This window comes from Micromonospora sp. CPCC 205558, assembly GCF_036902955.1.
Taxonomy (GTDB): Bacteria; Actinomycetota; Actinomycetes; order Mycobacteriales; family Micromonosporaceae; genus Micromonospora.
Genome location: NZ_JBAKHR010000012.1, coordinates 128,124 through 151,909, shown reverse-complemented (window position 1 = coordinate 151,909; position 23,786 = coordinate 128,124). Strand labels below are relative to the sequence as shown.

Sequence of the window (23,786 nt, the reverse complement as noted above, 5' to 3'; positions counted from 1 at the left end):
GCCGCGCCGGTTGCACCGGCAACCGACTGTCACTCGTTCGGCCCGCGCCCCAGCAGCCGGATCTCCTCGTTGTCCAGCGCCTCCTGAAGTTCCAGCAGCACCAGGTCGTCGATTTCCCGGTTGTCGCGCAGTCGGGTGACCTCGCGGCGCTTGTAGGCGAGGACGCGAAGGCGCAGCTGCCGCTCCAGCCGACGTTCCTCGGCGGTCTTCGCACCGCCCTCGTTGAGGTCCTCCAGATGCCGCTGGTACTCGGCCTGCAACCGACGGACCGCCTCCTGTTCGGCACCGACCTCGGCGGCGACCTGTGGGAGGGCGGCCAGGCCCGCCTCGGCGGCCCGCTGACGGGCATGCCGGGTCTCGTCGACGCGTTCCGGGTCGCCGCTCAGCCTGGCCCAGCGCACCACCAACGGCAGGGTGGTGCCCTGGAACAGCATGATCAGCACGATCACCAGCGCGGTGACGAAGATGATCAGATCGCGTTCGACAACCGGTCGACCATCGACCGTCATCGTCGGGACGGCCAGGGCTGCGGCGAGCGATACCGCACCCCGGAAACCGGACCAGCCCGCGACGGTCCCCACCCGCCAGCTCGACGGCCCCTGGCTCGGGTCCATGATGCGACGCCGTCGCAGCCTCGCGAACTGCGCGGTCAGGTAGACGAAGAAGAGCCGGGTGCCGATCACGACCAGGGTCACCACCAGCACGATCAGCAGAGCCCGCCCGGTCGAGGTGCTGGTGATGCCCCGCACCGCGCGGGGAATCTGCGTGCCGAGCAGGACGAACAATCCACCGTTGATCAGGAAGGTGGACAGGTCCCAGAACGCGTACGCCAGCACCCGGGACCGGGCGCGGATCACCCGCGGGCCGGCGTAGGCCAGGACCAGGCCGGCGACCACCACCGCCAACACACCACTGGCGTGCACCGAGTCGGCGAGCAGGAAGGCGCCGAACGGCGTCAGCACGCTGAGCGCGCCCTCACGCAGCGGATCGTCGAGCCGCTTGCGGATCAGCACCACGGCGGCCCCCACCAGCAGACCGGCGACCACCCCGCCGACGCTGGCGCCGACGAACTCCTCGCCGATGCCGAGCACGCCCGGCTCAGCGCTGTGGCTGAGCAGACCCACCGCCACCGCGAAGATCACCAACGCGGTGCCGTCGTTGACCAGGCTCTCCGCGTGCAGGGTGGTGAGCAGCTTGCGGGGCAACCGCTTGGCCAGGCCGGTGACCGCGGCGGCGTCGGTCGGCGCGAGGACCGCGCCGAGCACCCAGGCGGCGGCGGGGTTCACCCCGAACGCCTGCGCGGTGAACGACACCGTGACCATGGTGAGCACCACCAGCACCACGGCGAGCATCCCGATCACCGGCAGGTTGGCGCGGATCTCGCGCAGGCTGATGGTGAGGCTCTCCCGGTACAGGATCGCCGGCAGGAAGATCAGCAGGACCAGATCCGGTTCCAGGGTGACCTCGGACAGCGGCGGCGTGAGCCCGAGCAGCACGCCCAACGCGATGAGCAGGACCGGCGGGGCCACCCGGTACCGACCGCCAAGGGTGGTGCCGACGAGGACGGTGGCACCGAGCACCACGATCAGGACGAGCGCCTCCACGCCTACCCCCTCGGACCATGGCCGACGGCCGACGCGCCGGTGGCTCCATCTGACCGCACCGACCGGTGGGTTCCGGCCGAAACCGGCAAGTTGTCGCGGGTGCGGCTCAGTCCGTGGCACGGGCGCGGGCGGTCACCGCCCGGGCCGTACGACGGTGCGCGGCCGCCTCCTCGTCCCGACCCAGCGCGGCGGCCAGGTCGGCGAGGTGCCCGGCCACCGGGCCGACGGTGAGCACCCCGCTGCCCGCGGCCAGCTCGTCGGCGGCGGGCAGCAGTTCGGCGTGGACCCGGGTCATCGTGGCCCGGTCGCCGAGCACGCGCGCCGCCCGACCGACGAGGCAGAGCCGTACCTCGCGCAGCAGATCGTGCGGTCCCTCGGGGATGGTCCGCAGTGCGGCCGCGGCGGCGTTCCGTTCGCCGTCGGCGAGCAGCAGCAACGGCCGGACCCACGGTTCGTGCGGACCCCAGTCCAGGTCCGCCCAGTCGTCCGCGCCGGTGATCAGCAGGTCGGCGCCGGTGCCCGGCCGGTCGGCGCCGATCGTGTCGGCCAGCCGCAGGCCGAGCAGGGCCAGCGGGAGCAGCCCTTCGGTCAGCCCCGGCATGCCGCCGGCGCTCGCAGGGTCGGCAGCCGAGGCGTACGCCCGCGCCGCCGCGGCCGAGTCGCCGTCGAGTGCCAGCCGCAGCGCGGCGTACCACCGGGTGAAGACGCCGACCAGCGGCAGTTCGTAGCGTTCGGCGAGGCGGTCGGCGGCGCGCGCGTGTGCGTCGGCGGCGGGCCGGTCGGCCAGCGCGCAGCTGGCCTGGACCAGGACGAGGTGACCGAGCACCTCGAAGGTCACCAGGTGGTGCGGGACGGCCAGGTCGACCAGGTCGACGCCGATCCGGGCCCGCGCGTCGGCCAGCCCGACGCGGTGGAAGGCGTGCATGAAGCGGGCGTTGAGCGCGAAGGCCACCAGCTTGGGATCGCCGACGCTGCGGGCGATCGTCTCGGCCTCGTCGGCGGCACGGCGGCCACGATCGGTGGTGGTGCCGCGCAACTCCAGCGCGAGGGTGCTCAGCAGCCGGCTGCGCTGCGCCGAGCGGGTCGGGCCGAGCGCGGCCAGGGCGTGCTCGGCCGCGCGGACGATGTGCCCGGAGAGCAGGTCGTCGTCGTTGCGCGTCCAGCTGGCGGGCACGTCGAAGCCGGCCAGCGCCTCCTGGATCAGCAGGGGGTCGCCGGTGGACTCGGCGGCGGCGATCGCCTCGGCTCGCCGTCGCCGCGCCTCGGCCAACCGGCCCGTCACCGCCAGTGCCCGCCCCAGGCCGAGCAGCGCCGTCACCCGCCCACGCGGCTCGACCCCACCGGCGCGGTCGTACGCGTCGATCGCCTGACCCCACAGCCGGGCCGCCTCGTGGGGGTTGCCGCCCCGTTCGGCCCGCTCGGCCGCCACCCGCGCGTACCTCGACGCCTCAGCGGCCGCGACCGGCCCACCGGCGCGCAGCAGGTGGTACGCGAGGGCCGCCGGCTCGACGGGTTCCCGCTGCCGCAGCACCTCGGCGACGGCCGCGTGCCACGAGGAGCGGCGCGGCGCGGACAGGTCGGCGTAGAGCGTGTCGCGGACCAGGATGTGGGTGAAGCGCAGCCGCCCGTCGGGCTCCCGCTCGGTGAGGAATCCGGCCGCCAGGGCGCGGTCCACGGCGTCCAATGCTGCCGTCGGGTCACCGGCCAACACGCCCAGCACGTCCGGGTCGAGGTCCCGGCCGAGCACTGCGGCCTGTCGCAGCACGGTACGGGTCGAGGCGGGTAGCTGCGCCAACCGGTGCCGGATCACATCGCGTACCCCGGGCGGCACGGCGGCCAGCCCCGCCTCCCCCGCAGCCGCGTACAGCTGGGCCAGTTCGCGGACGAAGAAGGGGTTACCGCCGCTGCGCTTATGGATCGACCGGGCGGTGGTCGGGTCCAGCTCCGCGCCGACGATGACGCCGGCCAGCTCACCGGTCGCCGCCGCGGGCAGGCCGGCAAGGTACTCCCGGGTCGGCTCCAGCCCGGCGGCGCGGGCCAGGGTGGCGGTCAACTCCGGGCTGATCTCGGTGGCCCGGTAGGTGCCGAGGATCAGCACCGGCCCGCTGGCCGGTTGCGGGCCGATGAGCAGTGCGGTCAACAGGTCCAGGGTGTCACCGTCGGCTCGGTGCAGGTCGTCGAGGACCAGGAGGACCGGCCCCCGGTCGGCGACCGCCGACAGCAGCGACGCCACCGCACGGTGCCGACGAAACCGCACAGTTGCGGGGTCGGCCGACCCGTGCGCCGAGCCGTCATCCGGGTCGGCGGCGACGACGGGGGCAGCCGGCCCGGCGAGCGCGTCGGTGATCTGGGTCCAGGGCCACGCTGGTGGAGCGCCCTCGTACTCCGGGCTGCGTCCCCACGCCGTGGTCCAGCCCTCGGCGGCGAGCCGCCGGCTCAGTGCTTCCGCCAGGGCCGTCTTGCCGGCGCCCGGGTCGCCGCTGAGCAGGGCGAGCGTCGGCTGGCCATCTCGGGACGCGGTCTCGGCGGCGTGCCGCAGCCGCTCCAGCTCCGCGTCGCGGCCGACGAATGGGCGCTGCCCCGCCTCGACGGGTCGAACGAGTGCCCCGAGGCCGGGGGCGACGGCCCGGTCGACGGGTGGGGTGAGGTGCGGGGCCTGGGCCAGGATGTCGGCTTCCAGTTGTCGCAGCTCGGGCCCCGGGTCCACGCCCAACTCGGTAACCAGGACGTGGCGGGCCTCCCGCAGCGCGGCCAGCGCGTCGCCCTGCCGGCCGGCGCGGTACCGGGCCACCGCGAGCAGTCGCCAGGCGTCCTCGCGCAGCGGATAGCTGGCCAGGTGCGCCGGTAGCTCCGCGGCGGCCTCGTCCGGTCGGCCCACCGCCAGGAGCGCCTCCGCCCGCCGCTCGACGGCGAGCATCCGCAGCTCGTTCAGTCGGTTGATCTCCGCGACGGCCCAGGACTCGTTGGCACAGTCGGCGTACGCGGGTCCGCGCCAGAGTGCGAGCGCCGCGTCCAGCGCGGCCAGGGCCGGCGCGGGACGTCCGACCACCAGCAGCCGGGCCGCCTCCCCGACCGCAGCCTCGAACCGTCCGGCGTCCACCGTTTCCGGGGCGGCCTTCAACACGTACCCGGGCGGCTCGGTGACCAGGATCCGGGGCGGCTGCCGGGGTGGTCGATCGGGTTCGAGGGCCCGGCGCAGGTCGGCGACGAAGGTCCGGATCGCGCCCACCGCACCGTCCGGTGCGACGTCCCACAGGTCGTCGACGAGACGCTCCACCGGCACCACCCGACCGTGGGCGATCAACAGCCGGCCCAGCACCAGGCGCTGCCGATGCCCCCGCAGGGGGACCAGACCATGCTCGGTCGCGGCGGTCACCGGCCCGAGTACGCCGAAGGTCACCGCGACGGGCGCCGACAGCTGCCTGGTCATGGCACCACCCTAGGTGGGCGGCCCGGCCGGCACTGATCCGACGCTGACCGGCTGCTGATCACCGGCGGGCAGGCTCGACGAGGTACGACGGCGACGGGCCGCAGCCCTCGCCGGCACTGCTCACCAGGAAGGTTCCCCGTGGACCCCAGGATCAACGGATTCGACTACCGACGCGTCACCGTCGCCGACGGGGTGGCGCTCAACGCCGCAGTGGGCGGTTCCGGGCCGGCCATCGTGCTGTTGCACGGTTTTCCGCAGACCCACCTCATGTGGCGGCACGTCGCGGCCGACCTGGCCGCCGACCACACGGTCATCTGCCCCGACCTTCGCGGCTACGGCGACAGCGACAAGCCGCTCGACACCGACGGCGCCGGGTACGCCAAGCGCACCATGGCCGCCGACATCGTGGCGCTGGCCGGCGCGCTCGGTCACGACCGGTTCGCGTTGGCCGGGCACGACCGGGGTGCCCTGGTCGCGTTCCGGTCCGGCCTCGATCATCCGGCGGCGATCAGTCAGCTGGCCCTGCTCGACGTGCTACCCACCCTGGACATGTGGGACGTGCTGCACGGCGCCAGCGCCGCGGTCGCGTTCCACCTGTACCTGATGGCGCAGCCGCCGGGCCTGCCCGAAGAGCTGATCGCCGGCAGCCCGGACGCCTTCTTCGGTCACTTCCTGGACATCTGGACCCGCGACCCGGAGGCCCTGCCGGCGGACGTGCGGGCCGCGTACCTGTGCGCGTCCCGCGACGCGGTTCCCTCGATCGTCGCCGACTATCGGGCGTCGGCCGGGATCGACGTGGCGCACGACGCCGCTGACCGGGCTGCCGGCAACCAACTGCGGATGCCGGTGACGGTGCTCCAGCAGGACTGGGGCGCGGCGCTGGGCTACGACGCGGCGGCGGTGTGGCGGGCCTGGGCGCCGGATCTGGACCACCAGACGGTCAGCTGCGGACACTTCATGGCCGAAGAGGCCCCGGCCGAGGTGCTCCGGGCGATGCGCGCCCTGCTCGCCCGTTGATCGATCGGCGGCCCGGTCACACCACTGTCACCCTCGGCGGATATCCGACACTGGCAGTCAGCGGGGTGGCGAAGTGACCGGGTCGCCGCACTTCCCGCGCGGACACCACCCGAACGCGCCTGAAGTGGGCCCTGACCTGGGGTAATGCGGCGTTACACCAGGTGGACGACAACGGGTCATCGGTGATACACAGGCAGATATCGGCAGCCAACGACGTCTGGTCGCTCCCTCTTCTCGCCCAACCACGTCAGCAGGCGACGCAGCCAGTGGGCCCTGCCGCGCGGACCGCAGTTCGACGGCGCGACCCACCCCAACGGCACTGGTCCGCCGGCCGCTGACGGACGTCGGTTCTGGACCAAGGAGTTGCCGTGAGAGCTCGCCTTCTAGCCCGCCACCGACCGTACGAGATCGCTGTCCTGGTCGCGGCAGCCCTCTCCGGCGTACTGATACTGACCCTCAACGTCCGTCCGACATCCGTTCAGGTGTCCATGCCGGCACCCATCCTGATCGCCTGGGAGCTGGGGCAGATCGCGGTGGGCGTGGTCGGACTTCTGGGCATCCTGTGGCCCGGCCGGCTCTCCACCGGGCTCGGCCTCGAACTCGCGTCGGTGCTGGTGCTCGGCACGATCACCGGCATGTACGCGGTAGCCGTGTTGGTCGTGTCCGGACGCAATTCCGTCGTCGCGATCTCGTTCATGATGGCGGTCAGCGTTGGATCGTTCTGGCGGGCCGCACAGATCGTCATCGACCTGCGCCACCTGGCCCGCGTCTGCGAATCTGCGACCTACGAACAGTTGCGGACAGGTGTCACGTGATAACCGCACCCGCGCCAGCCGCGCCGCACTGGGTACAGGTGGCGCTCAGCGTGCTCGGCATCCTGGGCGGAGGCACCGGCCTGGCCGCGATCGCCGCCGTGGTGGTGCAGCGAGGCAAGTTCAAGGCCGACGCCGCCGACACGCTCACCGAGGCCGCCCTCACCCTCGTGCAGCCGCTGCAGACCCGGATCACCCAGTTGGAGGGCGAGGCGCTCAGCGCCCGGTCCGAGCTGGGCACCCTTCGCGAGCAGGTCAACCAGTTGCAGTTCGTGGTCCGGGTGCTCACTCGGACACTGGACCGCTGGCGTGCCGCCATCCGTGCCCCGGACGCCACGCTGCGGAAGGTCCGCGCGACGGTGGCGGAGTCCGACCGGATTCCCGAGATGGACCGTTGACCGGCAGCACGGCGCTGCGGCCGGCACGGCTGGGCATGGCCGCCCCGCGACCGGCACGGCTGGGCATGGCCGCCCCGCGACCGGCACGGCTCAGCCAGCAGCACGAAGGCGTTCGATGAGGTCGTGCACCGCCGCCCGGAAATCGGGGTCGGTCTCGCCCGGATGGTGCCCCCGTATCGGCGGCGCGGACCGCTCCCCCGGTGCCGGCAGCAGGTCCGCTGGGTCCCGCAACCGCCGGTCGACCTGACTCGCCGGATCGGCCGGGTCCGGAGGCGGATCGCCGGGCCGGTGCGCGGAGAAGATCCAGCCGCCGACCGGGTCGGTGTCCCGCCAGAGGTTGAGCCACCGCCACTCGACCCGCTCCCCCAGCTCACGCAGCATCTCCTCGTTGAGGTAGGCCGAAAAGAGCCGTGCGTACAGGCGGTCCAGCGGTGACCCGTAGGTGAGCAGGGCGACCCGTCGACACACCTGCGGGGGCAGCCGCAGCAGCGCGAGAGCGAGCAGCGCGGACCCGTGGCTGTGCCCACAGAGCAGCACCCCGGCGTGCCGCTCGGCCAGGTGGCTGATCCGGTCGGCCAACTCCGGCACCGCGCGGTCGGCGTAGGTCGGCGGCGCGAACGGGTGCGCGGACCGGGGCCAGAAGGTGCCCAGGTCCCACAGGATGCCGACGTGCCGGCGAAACCACCCGGTCCGATAGGTGAACACGCCACCCACCAACAGCGTGAACAGCAACGCGGCGATGAGGTAGCTGCCACCGTTGAGTGCCATCTCGACGACTCCGGTCGGCAGCCTGAGCAGTCGCCGCGCCAACTCCTCCGGTTCGCGCCCGGTGCCCCCCACCAGACTCGTGGTCAGTCCGATCACCGCGAGCGCCGCGTACGTGGTGGCCAGCAGACCCAGCCACTCGGTGAATCTCGCCCGGGCGACGGTCTTCATCGCCAACCGCAGCCGACCGACAGCCTCCGGCGGCACCACCGGGAAGTCGCGGGCGACGATCGCCGCCGCCGCCCGCTGCCGGCCCCGCCGTGACACCAGGGTCATCACGCCGCACAGCAGCGCCGTCGCGACGAAGTGCAGGAAGAAGGCCAGCAGCGTCCAGCGGTACGGCAACGGTGGCCCACCGTCATCGCGGTAGCCGCCGAGCAACTCCCCCGTCTGGTAGAACAGGCCGGCGGAAAGCCCGCCGGCCAGGCCGACCGCGATGGTGGCAAGGACCGCCGCGCCCAGGCCACCGGGCAGCGCTGACCGGCCGCCCACCCGACCGCGGTGCGACAGCACCACCCCGCTGAGCAGCACCAGCAGGGCCATCTGGCCGAGCAGGGCGCCACCCGCGATGCCGCCGTAGCCGGGCAGCCCGGCCGTCGGCGGCCAACCGCGCCGGTCGGCCGCCACGATGACGAGGGTCGCCACGCTCAGGCCGGCCGCCACCACGCCCACCGTGCGGGCAACCCAGGTGACCGCTCGCGTCGTCGCGGCCCGGTCGATCATCCCCGGAGCGGCGAGCAGGCCGACGCAGGCCAGCAGAACCGCCGCGTTGAGCGCCAGCAGCAGCGTCGTCCCGAACGTCGCGCCGCCAGCGCGACGGGCCGTGAGCAGCACGAGATCGAGTACGGCGAGCGCGGCGGCGACATGGATCACGCGCAGCCGGCGCACCAACGGCTCCATGGCCCACAGCGCTTGGCCGGTCGGGCCGGCCCGGCGGGTGCCGAGTAGGCGCAGGACCGCGATGGCGGCGATCGGCAGGAGCGCCAGCACGGCCAGTCGCTGCCCGACCTGCCGGCCGTCGAGCCCGGCCGTCATGTCGAAGGGCGGGCGGCAGCGGGCCGCGCCGAGACACCGCCAGGCGAGCAGGTCGAGGGCGACCCCGGCGACGGACACCATGTACACCACGGTGAGGTTGAGCGCGAGGAGCCGACACAGCACGTTGACCCCGGCTGCGCGGTAGCGGCTCGTGGGGCGCATCCACACGGCCACGTTGCTGAGCATGAACGGCAGCAGGAAGACCATGGCGATGGTCCGACCGACGGTGCCCGTGGGCAGGTCACCCCAGCGGTACGCCTCCAGCGTCACCCCGTCCGGTTCGGCGTCGTCCGACCGGGCGGCGCGGTGGAAGCCCCCGCTGTCGTCGCCGGCGACCTGCCGGACCTGCGCCCGGTCGAGGATGACCGTCGGGTCCGCCCCGGACACGCCGTGCACCCGCAACTCCACCACGTCGGGTCGTCGCGGCTCGTCGCCGTGCTGTGCTCTTTCCTCAGGCATCGGGGCAGCTATCCGTGTCGCCGCTGGTCGGGCGCGTCGCTCTCGCCGGACCGCCGGATCGACCGCCACAGTCCCGGCATCGCGTCGCAGAGGACGATCAGCAGCAGCACCCCGGCGACGACGGCACTGTTGACCAGTTGCGGAAGCTTCCCGGTGGCCAGCCCAGCCACGATGATGACCGGCACACCGATCAGGCGGGCCCAGGGCCGGCTGCCGTCGACCACCGCCGCCAGCAGGATCCGGGCGATCAGGAACAGCGCGGGGCCGACGACGACAAGCATCACCTGCCTCCTGCCGTGTGCGCCCGGATCGTCGATCGTCATCTCCATGGCCACCGAGGTGGCCAGCACTCCGGCGATCATGACGAGGTGCAGGTAACCCGCCAACAGGGTCAACTTGCTGCCGGGTGGGCCCTCCGCCTCGATCCTGGCGCCGAGCCGCGCGCCGGCGGGCACCAGATAGAGCCGGGCCAGGGCCACCGCGGTCACGAACCCCAGGGCGAAGGCCACCGTGCTGTCCCGATCCAGACCGGACTCGCTGTAGGCGATGCTGGCGACCAGGATCAGCTCGCCCAGGGCGATGATGAAGATCTGTTGGTACCGCTCGGACAGGTGTCTGCCGTTCACCCGGAGTTCCGGCCAGGTGCTGCGTCCGAGGCCCGGAAACGGCCAGCGCAGTCGGGCCAGGGAGTATTCCAGCACGAGGGCCAGCGCCCAGAGCACCTCCCGGGCCGGGGCCACGGCCGCCCCGACCACCCAGAGCACGCCGGAGATCGCGAACCAGATCGCCACCCGCAGGCTCCGGACCAGGAGCGGGTGCCCCCGCAGGGCGGGGATCAGGATCGCCGCCCGACCCAGGTGGATGGCCACGTAGACGACGGCGAACACCATGGCGTGCCGCTCGAACGTGGTGGGCACGGCCGCGGCCATCAACAGGCCGCCGAACATCACCCAGAGCAGCAGGGTGACGATCAGCGGGGCCCGGGGGTCGAACCAGTCCGCCGACCAGGCGGTCACGAACCACACCCACCAGAGCGCCGCCAACATCAGCAACACCTGGAAGACGCCGTTGAGGCTGAGGTCGTCGAGCAGCGTCCGGGACAACCGGGTCAGCGCGAAGATGAACGCCAGGTCGAAGAAGAGCTCCAGGAACGACGTCCGGCCCGGGTTTTCCCGCCGAAGCAGCAGCCGTCCCGGAAGCCTGCCCGCCATCGCCACCCTTCCCCGGCCGCAGCCGCCACCGACCCCAGTCGTACCACCCGGACGGCCGGGACCGGGCGGGTTCGGCCGAGCCGGGCCGTCGTGGTCAGCGGCCGGTGGCGAGGGCGCCGGGTCGAGTCGCGGCTACCGGTTGGCCGCCCGCTCGGCGACCACCACCGAGATCCCGTCGAGGACGCGTTGCAGACCGAACTCGAACGCGTACTCCGGGCCGTACGCGGCGCCGTGCTGCTGGCCCGCGGCGCTGCCGACGCGGGAGGCGATCGGGTAGGCGCCGGCCGTCATGAACGTCTCCAGCCAGGGCGCGTGCGACTGCCACCACTGACCGTCGGTCATGCCGGTCTCGCGCTCCAGGTCGACCACCTCGGAGGCGGCCCGCGCGGCGCTCTTCACGTGACCCAGCACGAGGGTGAGCACCGCGTCGACCTCGACGTCGGTGAGCCCGATGTCGACGATCGCAGCCAGCTCGTAGTCGTACTTGGCCATCAGCTGCGGGCCGAGCACCGGTCGGGTCGTCTCGGCCCGCAGCATCCAGGGATGCCGCTGGTAGAGCGCCAGATTGTCGCGGGCGATCCGCTCCAGCCGAATGCGCCAGTCGCCCTCGACGGCGGGGCGCGGCATCTCGCCGTACGCGGTGTCGATCATGACGGCGACGAGTTCGGCCTTGCCCGGCACGTAGGTGTAGACCGACATCGTGCCGACCCCCAGCGCCTCACCGACCCGGCGCATGGTCAGCGCGTCGAGACCCTCGGCGTCGGCGATGTCGATCGCGACCCGGACGATCCGGTCGACGCTGAGCGCCGGACCGGCACTGCGGCTGGTCGGCTCCCGGGTGCGCCAGAGAAGGGCCAGGCTGCGGGCTGGGTCCGCGGTCGCCTTGCGCTCACTCGCCATGGTGCGACCATCCTAACAACCCGGCCGTACGCCGTACGGCTGCTCCCGAATGCCCCCGGTCGCGCCGGGGCGTGCGTCAGAGCGCCTCGCGGTCGTCCGACAGCGTCGGGCCGGCGGCGGCGGGCACCAGGTGTCGCACCTCCGGTTCTCCGTCGGTCAGCTCCCGGGCCCGCTGCTCGGCCGCGCGGTCCTCACCGGTCAACCGGCCACCGTGCTGGCGCAGGTGCTCACCCCAGGACGGCACCAGATACACCTCGACGAACCGATCCACCGTCTCGGCCGGACGGAACAGCCCCCAGCGCATCGCGCCGGTCCGTTGCCGCGCGCCACGCACCAGGTCCATCGCCGCCAGGAACTGTCGGGCCCGCTCCGGTGCGACGGTGTACTGCACCGTCACCAGCACCGGCCCCACCCCCGGGTCCGGTTCGTGCGCCAGGTGCAGCTGCGGCCAGTACGCCGCCGGTTCCCGGTTCACCGAGCGCAGGTCCGGCAACGGCCAGATCCGACTCGTGAGGGTGCCGACCAGCATCAGCGCCGCCGCCGCCAGGTAGGCGAAGGCCAACCCGGCCATCTCTGCCACCACACCCCAGAGCAGCGCGCCGACCGCCTGCCCACCGGCGAAGCACACCTGATAGACGGCCAGACCCCGGGCCCGTACCCAGCTGGGCAGGAAGAGCTGCATCTCGGCGTTGACGTTTGCCAGCACCGTCACCCAGGCCATCCCGGCGGGCAGCAGGGCGAGCAGCACCAACGGCACCACCCGCACGGTGCCGACCACGGTCAGCGCCACGGTGAACAGCGCCCCGGCGATCAGCAGGAGCTGATTGGCCGACAGCCGGGTGCGGATCACGGCCAGCAGCACGCCACCCGCGATGGCCCCCACGCCGAGGGCGGCCAGCAGCACCCCGTACCCGCCGGAACCCAGCCCCAGCCGACGACTCGCGACCAACGGCAGCAACGCCCACAACGCGCTGGCCGGGATCACGAAGACCAGCGCACGGCGCAACAGCCGGCGGACGGTCGGCGAGTGACGAACGTAGCGGCTGCCGGCGCGCAACGCCGCGGTGAACCGCTCGGGCACCTCGACCGCGCGGGCGTTGCCGGGCTGCCAGCGCCACAGCGCGTACGCGAAGATGCCGAACGCGACCGCGTTGATGCCGAAGACCGGGGCGACGCCGGTACGGGCGATCAGCACGCCGGCCACCGCGGGCCCGACGGCCCTCGCCACGTTCACGCTGATCGAACCGAGCGCGGACGCCGACCGCAGTTGCTCCTGCGGCACCAGCTCCGGGATCACCGCCGCCCAGGCCGGCAGGGTCAGCGCCTGCCCGACCCCGAACGCGAAGGTGAGGGTGAGCAGCAGCGCCGGCGGCATCCGATCGGTCAGGGTGAGCAGCGTCAACGCCACCGCCACCGCCACCAGGAACAGCTGCACGGCGATCAGCAGGTGCCGGCGGTCGAAGCTGTCCGCCAGCACCCCGGCCGGCAACGCCAGCAGCAGCACCGGCAGCAGACTGGCGGTCTGCACCAGCGCGACCAGGGTGGAGGCGTTGGAGTGGTTGATCAGCAGCCACTGCGCGCCGACGGTCTGCATCCAGGTGCCGATGTTGGCGGCGAGCAGGGCCAGCCACAGGTTGCGGTAGACCGCCGTCCGCAGCGGCGCCCACGCCGAGGCCGGGCGATCGGCGCGTCCGGCTGCGGCCGTCACCACCGCCCGTCCGCGCGCAGCACGCGCTCACCGGAGACGTAGAGGTCGTCGGGTTCGAGCAGCAGCAACCGGACGACCTCGGTGGCGACCTGTTCGGGCATGGCGTACACCTCGTCGAGGAACTCGGCGCCCACCCGTTCCTGTAGCCGTGTCGGCATCGGCCCGGGGTGCAGCTGCATCACCTTGACCCGGTTGCTGTGCTGGGCCTCGGCCAGCGAGTCGACCAGGCTGTTGCCGTAGCTCTTGGTGGCCCGATAGACGGGGATGCCGGGCCGGGGCGCCGCCAGCGCCAGCGCGCCGATGTAGACGACGTTGCCGTGGCCCTGCCGGTGCAGGTGCCGCACCGCCTCCCGCAGCAGGTACGTGATGCCCAGAACGTTGATCTCCACGGCCCGGCGGATGTGCTCCACCGACAGGTCCCCCAGGTCGCCGCCCGCCCACATCGAGGCGCAGGCCGCCACCCCGTCGATCGTGCCGTAGCGCTCGACCACCTCGGCGAAGGAGTCGCGGACCTGCTCGTAGGAGGCGATGTCGCAGACGGCGCCGTCGCAACCCAGCTCGTCGGTCGCGGCGGCGACCTCGGCCGGCACGTTGCCGAACACCACGACCTGATGCTCGTCGACGAGCAGTCGGGCCACCGCGAGGCCGAGACCGCTGGTCCCGCCGACCACCACGAAGGTTCTGGCACCCATGTCTCTCCAGCCGTCGCCAGCACAGGTCACGCGGACCGCGTGACGGCCCGTTCTTCCCGTTCCCGGACCCCGCACACCCGTTCGTCGGTAGTGCTGGGCCTACCCCGAAGAGTGGATCTGGACGGCTGGGGCACCGCGTCGCTCCCGATTAGCGTCTGCTGCATGACCACGGAACACCCTCCGCACCTGGCCGAGGCGCTGCGCCGCCGCCGCTGGCTGCTCTCCGCGTGGCCCTGGCGCGCGCTGGCCTACCTGGTGACCACCGTGCCGATCGCCGGCCTGCTCAGCATCGGGCTGCTCGTCATCGGGGCGCCCCTGCTGGCCGCCGTCAACGCGCTCCGCCTGCACGGCCGACCGCCGAGCATCGCGCTGATGCTGTTCCTGGCGACCGGCAGCCTCGTCCTGCTGGCGTTGGCCCCGCTCGTGAGCTTCCCGGTGGCCGCCGTCGAGCGTTGGCGGGTCGGGCTCGTCGACGGTCGTCCGCTGGCCTCGTCGCCGTGGCCGGGCCTGGTCGCCCGTTACCGCGGCACGGCCACCTGGCGGGAGGTGGGTTACCTGTTCTGGCTGGGCGGGTTCGTTCCGGTCGCCTACTGGGTGTTCCTGGTGCTGGTGCTGCTCGACCTCGGGATGATCTCCAGCCCCTGGCTGGCCGGCGACGCCGACCAGCCGGTGGTGATCTGGCAGCCGATCGACAGCACCGGCGAGGCCATTCCGTACGCGATCGTGGGGGTGCTGCTGATCCCGGTGCTCTGGTACGCCGTCGGCCTGCTCGCCGCCGTTCAGGCGGCGGTGGCCCGGTGGCTGCTGGCCCACCCGGTGGACGCGGCGGCGCTGCGTGAGGTCACCCGCTCCCGCACCCGACTGGTCGGCGCGTACGAGGCGGAACGCCGGCGCATCGAGCGCGACCTGCACGACGGCGCACAGCCCCGACTCACCAGCCTCACCCTGCAGTTGGGGCTGGCCCGGCTGGACGTACCCGAGGACTCCCCCGCCTCCCGCCCCCTCGCCGTGGCGCACGACCAGGCCCGGGGTCTGATGGTGATGCTGCGGCAGTTGGTGCACGGCATCCGCCCGCAGAGCCTCACCGACCTCGGTCTGGCCGGCGCGGTACGCGAGCTGGCCGACGCCGCCACCATCCCGGTCACCGTGAACGCCGACCTGCACGGCGAGCTGCCGGAGATCGTGGAGACCACCGCCTACTTCGTGGTCTCCGAGGCGCTGGGCAACGTCGCCCGGCACGCCGACGCGGCACGTGCCGACGTCCGCCTCACCCGGGCCGGCGGTGACCTCGTCGTCGAGGTGACCGACGACGGTCACGGCGGCGCCGACCCGGCCCGGGGCACCGGTCTGACCGGGCTCGCCGACCGGGTCGCCGCCGTGGACGGCCGGCTGCTGCTGTCCAGCCCAGCGGGCGGGCCTACCGTGGTCCGGGTGGAGCTGCCATGTCGTCGGTGACCCGGGTGGTGCTCGCCGAGGACGAGGTGCTCCTGCGCGAGGGTCTGGTCGCGCTGCTGACCCGCTTCGACTTCACGGTCTGCGCGGCCGTCGGCTCCGCGCCGGAACTGCTGCGGGCGGCCCGCGAACACCAACCGGACCTGGTGCTGACCGACATCCGGATGCCGCCGGGCCGCCGCGACGACGGGCTGCGCGCGGCCGTCGCGCTGCGCGCCGAGCGACCTCACCTCCCGGTGGTCGTGCTCAGCCAGTACGTGCAGACCGGGTACGCGGCGGCGCTGCTGGACAGCGGCGACGGCCAACGGGTGGGCTACCTGCTCAAGGACCGGGTCGCCGAGGTCACCGAGTTCGTCGACACGTTGCGCCGGGTCGCCGACGGCGGCACCGCCATCGACCCGGACGTGGTCCGGCAGCTTCTGCACCGCCCCCGCGACCCGCTCGCCGCGCTGTCCGCCCGGGAACGCGAGGTGTTGGCGCTGCTCGCCGAGGGGCGATCCAACGCGTCGATCGCCGGCCGCCTGCACGTCAGCGAGGCGGCGGTCGGCAAGCACGTCGGCAACATCCTGCTGAAGCTCGACCTGCCGCCCAGCGACGACACCAACCGGCGGGTCCTCGCGGTCCTCACCTACCTGCGCGCCGACCCGGTGAGCTGACCGGCACCGGGCCGAGATCGGCTCCGGCCGTCCCCGGCGTAGATTCACCCCAGCGGTACCGGCGCCGGATCAGGGCGCGGACCAGGGAGACAAGGGGCACGGCATGGCGAAGGCGCTGCGGGTTGGTCTGCTGGGGTACGGGCTGGCGGGCCGGGTGTTCCACGCGCCGCTGATCGCCGCGACCCCCGGGCTACGGCTCGACGCCATCGTGACCCGTGATCCGCAGCGGCGCGAGCAGGCGACACAGCACTTCCCGGACGCCCGCCTGGTCGACGACGCCGACGAGTTGTGGCGTACCCCGGATGCCCTGGACCTGGTGGTGGTGGCGACGCCGAACCGCCAGCACGTGCCGATGGCACGCGCGGCGCTCGCCGCCGGCCTGCCGGTCGTCGTCGACAAGCCCCTCTCCCCGACCGCGGCGGAAGGCCGCACGCTGATCGACGAGGCGGCCGAGCGTGGGGTGCCGCTGACGGTCTTCCAGAACCGGCGCTGGGACGGTGACTTCCTGACCGTCCGCCGCCTGATCGAGCAGGGCGAGTTGGGGCAGGTGCTGCGCTTCGAGTCCCGCTTCGAGCGGTTCCGTCCGACGATCAAGCCGGGCTGGCGGGAGCTCGCCGGCCCGGAGGAGGCCGGCGGTGCCCTCTTCGACCTCGGCGCGCACCTCGTCGACCAGGCGGTGCAGCTGTTCGGTCGGGTCGACCGCGTCTACGCGGAGGTGGACCGTCGCCGCGCGGGCGCAGCCGTCGACGACGACGCCTTCGTGGCGTTGACCCACGCCAACGGGGTGCACTCGCACCTGTGGATGGGCGCGGTGACCGCGCAACTCGGGCCACGCCTGCGGGTGCTCGGCGACCGGGCCGGCTACACCAGCTACGGGCTGGACGTGCAGGAGGCGGCGCTGCACGACGGCGGCCGACCGGACCAGCCGGGCTGGGGCGAGGTCCCGCCGGACCGCTACGGCCTGCTCGGCGTCGACGGTGACCTGCGGCCGGTGCCGACCGAGCCCGGCGCGTACCAGAGCTTCTACGCCCAGGTGGCTGCCGCGCTGCGCGACGGCGCACCGATGCCGGTGGACCCACGGGACTCGGTCCACACTGTCGAGTTGATCGAGCTGGCGCACCGGTCGGCGGCCGAGGGCGTGGTACTGCCGGTCCCGACCGCCTGACCGGGGCCGGACACCCGACCGGTCGACACGGCCCGCCACCGGCGGCTGCTGAGGCGTACCCGAAAACCAGTGGAGCGGCGCAGCCGTGCGCCGATACCGTGCTGCGCAACCAGGTCGTCTAGGCAAGGACGTGCCGTTGTACACCCTGTGAGACCTCCCGAGAGCTGATCTGTCGCGCGTCGCGCATCTGCGCCGCGCTCCTTTTTGCTGCGGACTTCTCACTGAAACCGGTGTACTTCTGTGCTCAAAAACTGGGCCGTCGTGCCCACCTGCCTGCCCATCATCAAACGCCGTTGCCACGGGTGTGCATCGCAGCGCCTACGGGCCAGCGGCAAGTTCCGGGTCAACGCCAACCACAAGCTCATCGACGTCTGGCTTCTCGCGCTCTGCACCGCGTGCGGGGAGACGGCGAAGCTCACCGTCCTGGAGCGGGTGACAGTGCGCGCCATCCGACCCGAACTGCTGGACCGGCTGCATGACAACCACCCGGGCCTGACCGGCGAACTGTTGCAGGATCCGGCCGTGCAACGCCGAAACCGATTCGCCCTGGACTGGACCAACGCCTGGCGTCTCGACACCGACGGATCGGATCACCTGGATTGCGACGTGGTCGAGGTCGCGGTCCGCTTCGCGGCACCGATCCCGGTCCGGCCGACCCGACTGATCGCTGACGGTTTCGGTTTGTCGCGGGCCGAGGTCGACCGACTGATCACCGAAGGGATGGTGGTTTCGGCGGTCCGGTTGAGCGGCAGGATCTCCGGCGACTTCGCCTTCACACTCAAGCGCTGAACCCGTGGGGCTGTCCGGACCGGCCGGGCAGCCCTAAGGGCTGTTTCATAAGAACTGGCCGGCCTGCGCCGGGCCCGGACGACGACCGGCGGCGTTGCGGTTTCGCCGCCCTTATGAAACAGCCTTAGTCGGCGTTCTCCTCGGAGGGGGCGTCGTCCGGTGCCCGAGCGTCGTCGTCGGTCAGCGCGTCGTCAGACGAGTTGGTGAGGTCGGCCAGCCGGCGCTCGGCCTCCCGGATCTCCTCGTCGAGCCTGGGGTTGTCCTCGTCGGGGCCCTGCGACATGGGCGACCTCCATCGGGCGCGACCGGTAGCCCTCGGAGTACCCAACCTGAGGGTGGAGACACGGGGGTCTGCCACCGCCCCTTGAAATCAAATGTCCTCGGCGACCCACAGACCACGGCCTTGGAGACCCACCACCAAGCCGCGTGTCTGAAGGACGATGATCGCCCGCTGGACCGTGGTCACACTGACGTCGTAGAGGTTCGATAGTTCGCTGTAGGTGGGCAGACGCTCCCCTGCCGCATACTCGCCGCTCTTGATGCGAGCGGCAAGGTCCTCGGCCACCTCGCGGTATCCGCCGGTAGGTATGGGCATGTGAAGGTTCCTTCGTTCGGCACCTTCCATCGGATCACGCCGCCCATATGCCTTCAAGACCAACATTGCCTTAGGTACTAAAGGTCTCTAAGGTTGCACATGCAGTGGTCGGTTCCTTCGTTCGGCAAGCGGCGGACCGGACCACGATCCCGCCGGGGGCGGCCACGAACGGATCGACCCTGGGCGGGGCCTGATCGTGTCTCGCGAAAGGTGCCGATCATGCCGATCGACGAGCCCGTGTCCAAGGCGACCGAGTTGTTCACGGCCGAACGGATATTGGATACCCACTGGACCCGGGCGCTCGAGAGGCCATGGCGAGCTGGTGGCTGCCTTGAGTGCCAAGGTCGCGACAACTGCTCGCAGCTAGATTGGGCGTTGGCGCTTCTGGCCGACGTTGCTTCCGTCATGCTGCAAAAGCGGTGACCTGTGAGCCGGCGTCGCGGCGGGTGAATTGCTGCGTGCTTTCGGCGGACGGACGTACCGAGCGCCGGGCCGGTCGGCGGGCGCGCCGGGCTGGAGCCCGGGAGCTTGCCGACCCGGCCCGGTGCCGGATCAGCGCTGCTTCAGCTCGCGCCAGGATGGGTGGGTGCCGCGCCAGGCGTCGGCGAGGATGGCCGCCGAGGCCCGGCTGGGGCACTGCTGCACCCGCTCACGACCCGACGCCCCACCGATCTGGGCGCGGACCTCCCAACCCTGCCCATCAGTACGGATGTACACGTCCCGGCGCCCGCGCGGGGTCGTGTCTCCGTTCCACCAGTGTTCCTCCACCTTCATTCGCCGACCGTATAGCAATTCCCGCGCCGAGGGTACGGCGCAGGTAGGCCCGGACCGGGGCAAGGGTGACATTCCAGGCGCATTTCGGCCCAACCGTTGGCGGTTCGAAACCATAACGGGCGGTTCTCCCGCTCCTGACTTGCGAATCAGGAACGCCGTCCTACTCTGCCCACTCCCCGCAACTCCCACCTCAGCCGCTGTTGATCAAGAGGTTTGCGTCACGAAGCGCGTTCCCGGTGACGCAAACCTCTTGATCAACACGAGAGGGGCAGGGCGGTCAGGCCTGGGTTGTCAGGAGGTAGTCGTCGGCCTCGGGGCTCCAGCGCAGGTCCAGCACGCCGGCGGTGGCGGCGGCCTTGCAGAACTGCAGGAAGCTGCGGTAGCCGAGCTTCTTCTCGCTGAAGTCCGGGCGGGCCCGGCGTACCTGATTCTTCAGCCCGGACAGCGCCACCGGGTTGCCGCCGCTGCCCAGGTCCGCCACGACGCCCCGGAGCAGGCCGAACGCCACCTCGCGGTCGCCGTGCTCGGGCAGCGAGACCTCGGGGTCACCCTTGGCCGGCCCCTCGGCCAACTCGATCACGTTGCGCTCGGCGAGGTGACGCAGCAGTTCGCCGAAGGTGCGGAAGCCGTAGTCGGACTCGCTGAAGGTCGGGTCCTTGCGCAGCAGGGTGCGCTTCAGCCGGGAAGCGGTGACGTCACCGTTGGCGCTGCCCTGCAGCCCGGCGACCGACTGGGCGACGAGCACCGCGAGCGCGTCCACGTCCCGATCGGGCTCCGCCTCCTGCGGTCGACGGTCCACCTCCTGCTCCGGCTCCGGCTCGGGTGGGCGCTGCTCCGCGCCGGCCTGCCGGGTGGTGGGCCGAGCGCGCCGGCCACGGGCCGGCGGGATGTCCACGCCCTCCAGCCGGTCGTAGTAGAGGAACTCGTCGCACGCCGGGGGCAGCAGCCCCGACGTGGACCCCTCGACCCCGACGCCGATGACCCGCTTGTTCAGCTCGCGCAGCTTGTGCACCAGGGGGGTGAAGTCGCTGTCACCACTACAGATGACGAAGGTGGAGATGTAGTCCCGTTCGAACGCCAACTCGATCGCGTCGACGGCCATCTTGATGTCCGCGGCGTTCTTCCGGGACGCGCCCATCCGCTGCGGGATCTCGATCAGCTCGACGTGGGACCGGGTGAGCATTCGACGGTCCTCGTCGAAGTAGGACCAGTCGGCGTACGCCCGGCGGACCACCACCCGACCTCGTTCGGCCAGCGCGTCGGCGATGGGCCGGAAGTCGAAGGCCGCGCCGCCACGATGGTCGCGCGCGCCCAACGCGAGGTTCTCGTAGTCGAGGAACAGGGCGATCCGGTCTTCTTGATCCACGCGGACCAGCCTACGCCGGGCGTGAGCTGGTCGGGGCGGGCGACGCGCGACACCTCAACTCGACGATCGTCCACTTCTTGCGGTCCGATAGTCGTCTATTTTCGTTGTTCGATAGGAGTCTTGCAGTGCCATGTCCGGTGCTGCATCATGACGATCAATGTCGGGCGTCGGGGGAGCGCCAGGCGGACCTCCACCACCACCCACTCAGGAGGGTCACCGATGTTTCGCAGCCTCACGCCGGCCCGGAGACGCCCCGACCGGCCCAGCGGCACCGCCGTCGCGCTCGCGGCTGGTCTCGCCGTGCTGGTCGCCGGGCCCACCTCGGCCGCCGCCAGTCCACCCACGTCCGCAGGCGCGCGGCCGGTGGTCACCCGGGCCGCCCTCGACCCGGCGCTGGTCGCCGGACGCGGCGCGGACGTCGACTTCCTCGAGCAGGAAGCAGAGAACGCCCGCACCAACGGCGAGATCATCGGGCCCGACCGATCCGCCTACACGCTGCCCGCGGAGGCCTCCGGCCGCCGGGCGGTCCGGCTCACCCCCGGGGAGTACGTGGAGTTCGTTCTGCCCAGCGCGGCGAACGGGATCACCGTGCGGTACAGCATCCCGGACGCGCCGCAGGGCGGCGGGATCACCGCGCCGCTGAAGGTCGCGGTCAACGGCAAACACCTGCACACCATGACGCTCACGTCGCAGTACTCGTGGCTCTACAACCAGTACCCGTTCACCAACGACCCACAGGCCGGGCTGTTGCACCCGGACTGGTGGATCACCGAGTGCCAGTGCGTCCCGTCGGCCACCACGCCGTACCCGAGCATCAGCACGCCGTTCCGGCCCACCCACTTCTACGACGAGCAGCGGCTGCTGCTCGGGCGTACCTACCGGGCCGGCGACACGGTCCGGCTCACCGCGCCGCCCGGCAGCGCCGCCGCCTGGACGGTCATCGACCTGCTCGACTCCGAGTTGGTCGCACCGCCGCACGTCCGGCTGCTCGCGGCGAACGTGCTCGCCTTCGGCGCCGACCCGACCGGCCGGCGGGACTCCGCAGACGCGCTGGACCGGGCCATCGCCTTCGCCCGGCGCGCCCACCTCAAGGTGTACGTCCCACCGGGCACCTACCAGGTCAACCGGCACATCATCGTCGACGACGTGACCATCGAGGGCGCCGGCAACTGGTACACCATCATCAAGGGGCGCGAGGTCGCCCTGCCGACCCCCGCGCCGGACGGCTCGGTGCACACCGGAGTCGGGTTCTACGGTCGGGACGCCGCCGACGGCGGCAGCCGCAACGTGCACCTATCCGGCTTCGCCATCGAGGGCGACGTGCGGGAACGCATCGACACCGACCAGGTCAACGCGATCGGCGGGGCGATGAGCAACTCCACGATCGACGGGCTCTACCTGCACCACACCAAGGTGGGCATCTGGTTCGACGGCCCGATGCGCAACGTCCGCGTCACCAACAACATCATCGTCGACCAGATCGCCGACGCGCTCAACTTCCACACCGGGGTGACCGACTCGCTCGTGTCGCACAACTTCGTCCGCAACACCGGCGACGACGGCCTGGCCATGTGGTCGGAGAAGACGGCCAACGCGCGGAACACGTTCGACCACAACACGGTGCAGTCACCGACCCTGGCCAACGGCATCGCCATCTACGGCGGCACCGACACCACCGTCTCACACAACCTGGTCGCCGATCCGGTACGCGAGGGCAGCGGCCTGCACGCCGGGTCCCGCTTCGGCGCGGAGCCGTTCACCGGGCACCTGCGGTTCACCAACAACACCACCGCCCGCGCCGGCACGTACGAGCTGAACTGGAACATCGGCCTGGGCGCGATCTGGATCTTCGCCCTGGATCGCAGCATCGAGGCGCGCATCGAGGTGACCGGCGACGCGTACCTCGACAACACGTACAACGCGATCATGCTGGTCAGCGACTGGCCGGTGAAGGACCTCTACTCGATCTCCGATGTGCGGTTCCGGAACGTCCGCGTCGACGGCACCGGCACCTCGGTGGTCAGCGCCCGCTCGGCCGGGTCCGCCTCGTTCGCCAACGTGGACGCCCGCAACGTGGGCGCGGTCGGCGTCAACAACTGCGGATCGTTCCACTTCACCCCGGCCGGCTCGGAGTTCACACTGACCGACCTCGGCGGTAACGACGGCGGGTGGCTCGCGCCGTGGCTGCTGCCCAACACCATCACCTGCGACGACCGGCCACCCGTGTCGCCGCCCCCGCCTCCTTCGCGGTGGTGAACGCGGTGGGCGGCCCGAGATCCGGGCCGCCCACCGCACACTCGGGGCAGCCGCGTCAGCGCACCCGGGCGTACGCCAGTGGCACGCTGGTCGGCTGACCATCCCAGGTGCCGATCAGCGTGGCCCCGGTTGCCCCGTCGGCCCCGACGCCCGGCCGCCGGACGACGACCATCTCGACGGTGTCAGTGCTGATGAGGGTGCTGTCCTGGTCGACGACCCGGCGCAGGGCGCCGACCGAGGGCGGGTTGTCGTTGCCGCTCTCAGTGGCGACGACAGTCATCGTCGGCTCACGCACCTCGCGTCGGCCGTCGACCTCGAAGTACTCATCCGCCTGGCCGCTGCCGGCGAGGATCGCGTGGGCGAGCGCGGCGGCGTACACCGGGTCGGCGCAGCCGTCGTAGACCCAGCGCGGGCCGAGCACCGAGTGTTCGGTCGTGCCGACCAGCCAGTCCTCGGCACCGTCGAGGGGATTGGCGCGGTAGGTGAGGGGGACCTGATGGACCGGCCCGTCGGCGGCGCCGACCAGCATCGTCTCGATGCCTACCTCGCCGGCCGGGTCGTCGAAGCGGTAGGCGCCTCGGCTCACCACCTCGACGCCGGCCGGTCCGGTGAACCACTGTCGGCCGGGCAGCCAGGCCGTCAGCAGGTCCAACTTCGTGGGTCGCAGGGTCGCCCTGTGCAGCAGTGCCATGGCAGCAGCCT

Annotated in this window: 21 protein-coding genes; 9 read left to right on the top strand and 12 right to left on the bottom strand. The window is 72.0% G+C overall.

The features are described 5' to 3' along the window. Window positions 1–29: 29 nt before the first annotated feature. Together V6U86_RS16655 and V6U86_RS16650 are read right to left on the bottom strand one after the other, a co-directional pair. On the bottom strand, window positions 30–1,604 hold the full coding sequence (locus V6U86_RS16655) for a Na+/H+ antiporter (protein WP_334504187.1): 1,575 nt from the start codon (window positions 1,602–1,604) through the stop codon (window positions 30–32). Window positions 1,605–1,710: 106 nt separating this feature from the next. Further along, window positions 1,711–5,034: a BTAD domain-containing putative transcriptional regulator gene (locus V6U86_RS16650; protein ID WP_334504185.1), complete on the bottom strand. Its 3,324-nt coding sequence runs from the start codon at window positions 5,032–5,034 to the stop codon at window positions 1,711–1,713. Between the two features lie 138 nt (window positions 5,035–5,172). Between V6U86_RS16650 and V6U86_RS16645 the strand changes: the two genes are divergently transcribed. The 3 genes from V6U86_RS16645 to V6U86_RS16635 all read left to right on the top strand — a co-directional run bounded on the left by V6U86_RS16645 (window position 5,173) and on the right by V6U86_RS16635 (window position 7,261). Beyond that, window positions 5,173–6,051, top strand: a complete 879-nt coding sequence (locus V6U86_RS16645) for an alpha/beta fold hydrolase (protein WP_334504183.1) — start codon at window positions 5,173–5,175, stop codon at window positions 6,049–6,051. Between the two features lie 368 nt (window positions 6,052–6,419). Further along, window positions 6,420–6,866: a hypothetical protein gene (locus V6U86_RS16640; protein ID WP_334504181.1), complete on the top strand. Its 447-nt coding sequence runs from the start codon at window positions 6,420–6,422 to the stop codon at window positions 6,864–6,866. Next, window positions 6,863–7,261, top strand: a complete 399-nt coding sequence (locus V6U86_RS16635; protein ID WP_334504178.1) for a hypothetical protein — start codon at window positions 6,863–6,865, stop codon at window positions 7,259–7,261. Before V6U86_RS16640 ends, V6U86_RS16635 begins: the two co-directional genes overlap by 4 nt. 90 nt (window positions 7,262–7,351) lie before the next feature. Here V6U86_RS16635 and V6U86_RS16630 read toward each other — a convergent pair whose 3' ends face one another. The 5 genes from V6U86_RS16630 to V6U86_RS16610 all read right to left on the bottom strand — a co-directional run bounded on the left by V6U86_RS16630 (window position 7,352) and on the right by V6U86_RS16610 (window position 14,031). After that, complete coding sequence (locus V6U86_RS16630) at window positions 7,352–9,520, bottom strand: hypothetical protein (RefSeq protein ID WP_334504176.1); 2,169 nt, start codon at window positions 9,518–9,520, stop codon at window positions 7,352–7,354. A gap of 8 nt (window positions 9,521–9,528) precedes the next feature. Further along, window positions 9,529–10,731 (bottom strand): low temperature requirement protein A, encoded by a 1,203-nt coding sequence (locus tag V6U86_RS16625; protein WP_334504175.1) that lies wholly within the window; start codon window positions 10,729–10,731, stop codon window positions 9,529–9,531. 132 nt (window positions 10,732–10,863) lie between these two features. Beyond that, window positions 10,864–11,631: a TetR/AcrR family transcriptional regulator gene (locus V6U86_RS16620; protein ID WP_334504173.1), complete on the bottom strand. Its 768-nt coding sequence runs from the start codon at window positions 11,629–11,631 to the stop codon at window positions 10,864–10,866. A gap of 76 nt (window positions 11,632–11,707) precedes the next feature. Beyond that, on the bottom strand, window positions 11,708–13,339 hold the full coding sequence (locus tag V6U86_RS16615; protein WP_334504171.1) for an MFS transporter: 1,632 nt from the start codon (window positions 13,337–13,339) through the stop codon (window positions 11,708–11,710). Next, window positions 13,336–14,031, bottom strand: coding sequence for an SDR family NAD(P)-dependent oxidoreductase (locus V6U86_RS16610; RefSeq protein WP_334504168.1), 696 nt, complete (start codon window positions 14,029–14,031; stop codon window positions 13,336–13,338). The genes V6U86_RS16615 and V6U86_RS16610 overlap by 4 nt, the downstream gene beginning before the upstream one ends. Before the next feature lie 162 nt (window positions 14,032–14,193). Between V6U86_RS16610 and V6U86_RS16605 the strand changes: the two genes are divergently transcribed. The 4 genes from V6U86_RS16605 (at window position 14,194) to V6U86_RS16590 (ending at window position 18,093) form a co-directional block, all read left to right on the top strand. Then, window positions 14,194–15,486: a sensor histidine kinase gene (locus tag V6U86_RS16605; protein ID WP_334504166.1), complete on the top strand. Its 1,293-nt coding sequence runs from the start codon at window positions 14,194–14,196 to the stop codon at window positions 15,484–15,486. Then, window positions 15,474–16,139, top strand: coding sequence for a response regulator transcription factor (locus V6U86_RS16600; RefSeq protein WP_334504164.1), 666 nt, complete (start codon window positions 15,474–15,476; stop codon window positions 16,137–16,139). The genes V6U86_RS16605 and V6U86_RS16600 overlap by 13 nt, the downstream gene beginning before the upstream one ends. Window positions 16,140–16,242: 103 nt before the next feature. Continuing rightward, window positions 16,243–17,304 carry a Gfo/Idh/MocA family oxidoreductase gene (locus V6U86_RS16595; RefSeq protein ID WP_334504161.1) on the top strand — a complete coding sequence of 354 codons (1,062 nt, stop codon included), beginning with the start codon at window positions 16,243–16,245 and terminating at the stop codon, window positions 17,302–17,304. A 240-nt stretch (window positions 17,305–17,544) separates the two neighbouring features. After that, window positions 17,545–18,093 carry a DUF1062 domain-containing protein gene (locus V6U86_RS16590; RefSeq protein ID WP_334504159.1) on the top strand — a complete coding sequence of 183 codons (549 nt, stop codon included), beginning with the start codon at window positions 17,545–17,547 and terminating at the stop codon, window positions 18,091–18,093. Between the two features lie 124 nt (window positions 18,094–18,217). On the opposite strand, the gene V6U86_RS16585 is transcribed toward V6U86_RS16590, so the two are convergent. Continuing rightward, a complete protein-coding gene (locus V6U86_RS16585) occupies window positions 18,218–18,376 on the bottom strand; it encodes a hypothetical protein (RefSeq protein ID WP_334504157.1) in 159 nt (52 codons plus the stop codon). Between the two features lie 87 nt (window positions 18,377–18,463). Beyond that, window positions 18,464–18,688, bottom strand: a complete 225-nt coding sequence (locus V6U86_RS16580; RefSeq protein ID WP_334504155.1) for a winged helix-turn-helix domain-containing protein — start codon at window positions 18,686–18,688, stop codon at window positions 18,464–18,466. 219 nt (window positions 18,689–18,907) lie between these two features. Here V6U86_RS16580 and V6U86_RS16575 point away from each other — a divergent pair, with 219 nt between their 5' ends. Further along, on the top strand, window positions 18,908–19,111 hold the full coding sequence (locus V6U86_RS16575) for a hypothetical protein (RefSeq protein ID WP_334504152.1): 204 nt from the start codon (window positions 18,908–18,910) through the stop codon (window positions 19,109–19,111). 129 nt (window positions 19,112–19,240) lie between these two features. Here the strand turns inward: V6U86_RS16575 and V6U86_RS16570 are convergent, their stop codons facing one another. Together V6U86_RS16570 and V6U86_RS16565 are read right to left on the bottom strand one after the other, a co-directional pair. Then, a complete protein-coding gene (locus V6U86_RS16570; RefSeq protein ID WP_030335934.1) occupies window positions 19,241–19,462 on the bottom strand; it encodes a hypothetical protein in 222 nt (73 codons plus the stop codon). A gap of 277 nt (window positions 19,463–19,739) precedes the next feature. Next, window positions 19,740–20,828, bottom strand: a complete 1,089-nt coding sequence (locus V6U86_RS16565) for a PIN domain-containing protein (RefSeq protein ID WP_334504119.1) — start codon at window positions 20,826–20,828, stop codon at window positions 19,740–19,742. 219 nt (window positions 20,829–21,047) lie between these two features. Here V6U86_RS16565 and V6U86_RS16560 point away from each other — a divergent pair, with 219 nt between their 5' ends. Then, window positions 21,048–23,084 (top strand): glycosyl hydrolase family 28-related protein, encoded by a 2,037-nt coding sequence (locus tag V6U86_RS16560; RefSeq protein WP_334504116.1) that lies wholly within the window; start codon window positions 21,048–21,050, stop codon window positions 23,082–23,084. 55 nt (window positions 23,085–23,139) lie between these two features. Here V6U86_RS16560 and V6U86_RS16555 read toward each other — a convergent pair whose 3' ends face one another. Further along, the gene (locus V6U86_RS16555; protein ID WP_334504114.1) at window positions 23,140–23,775 is read right to left on the bottom strand and encodes a CG0192-related protein; all 636 of its coding nucleotides are present in this window, start codon (window positions 23,773–23,775) and stop codon (window positions 23,140–23,142) included. Window positions 23,776–23,786 lie beyond the last annotated feature (11 nt).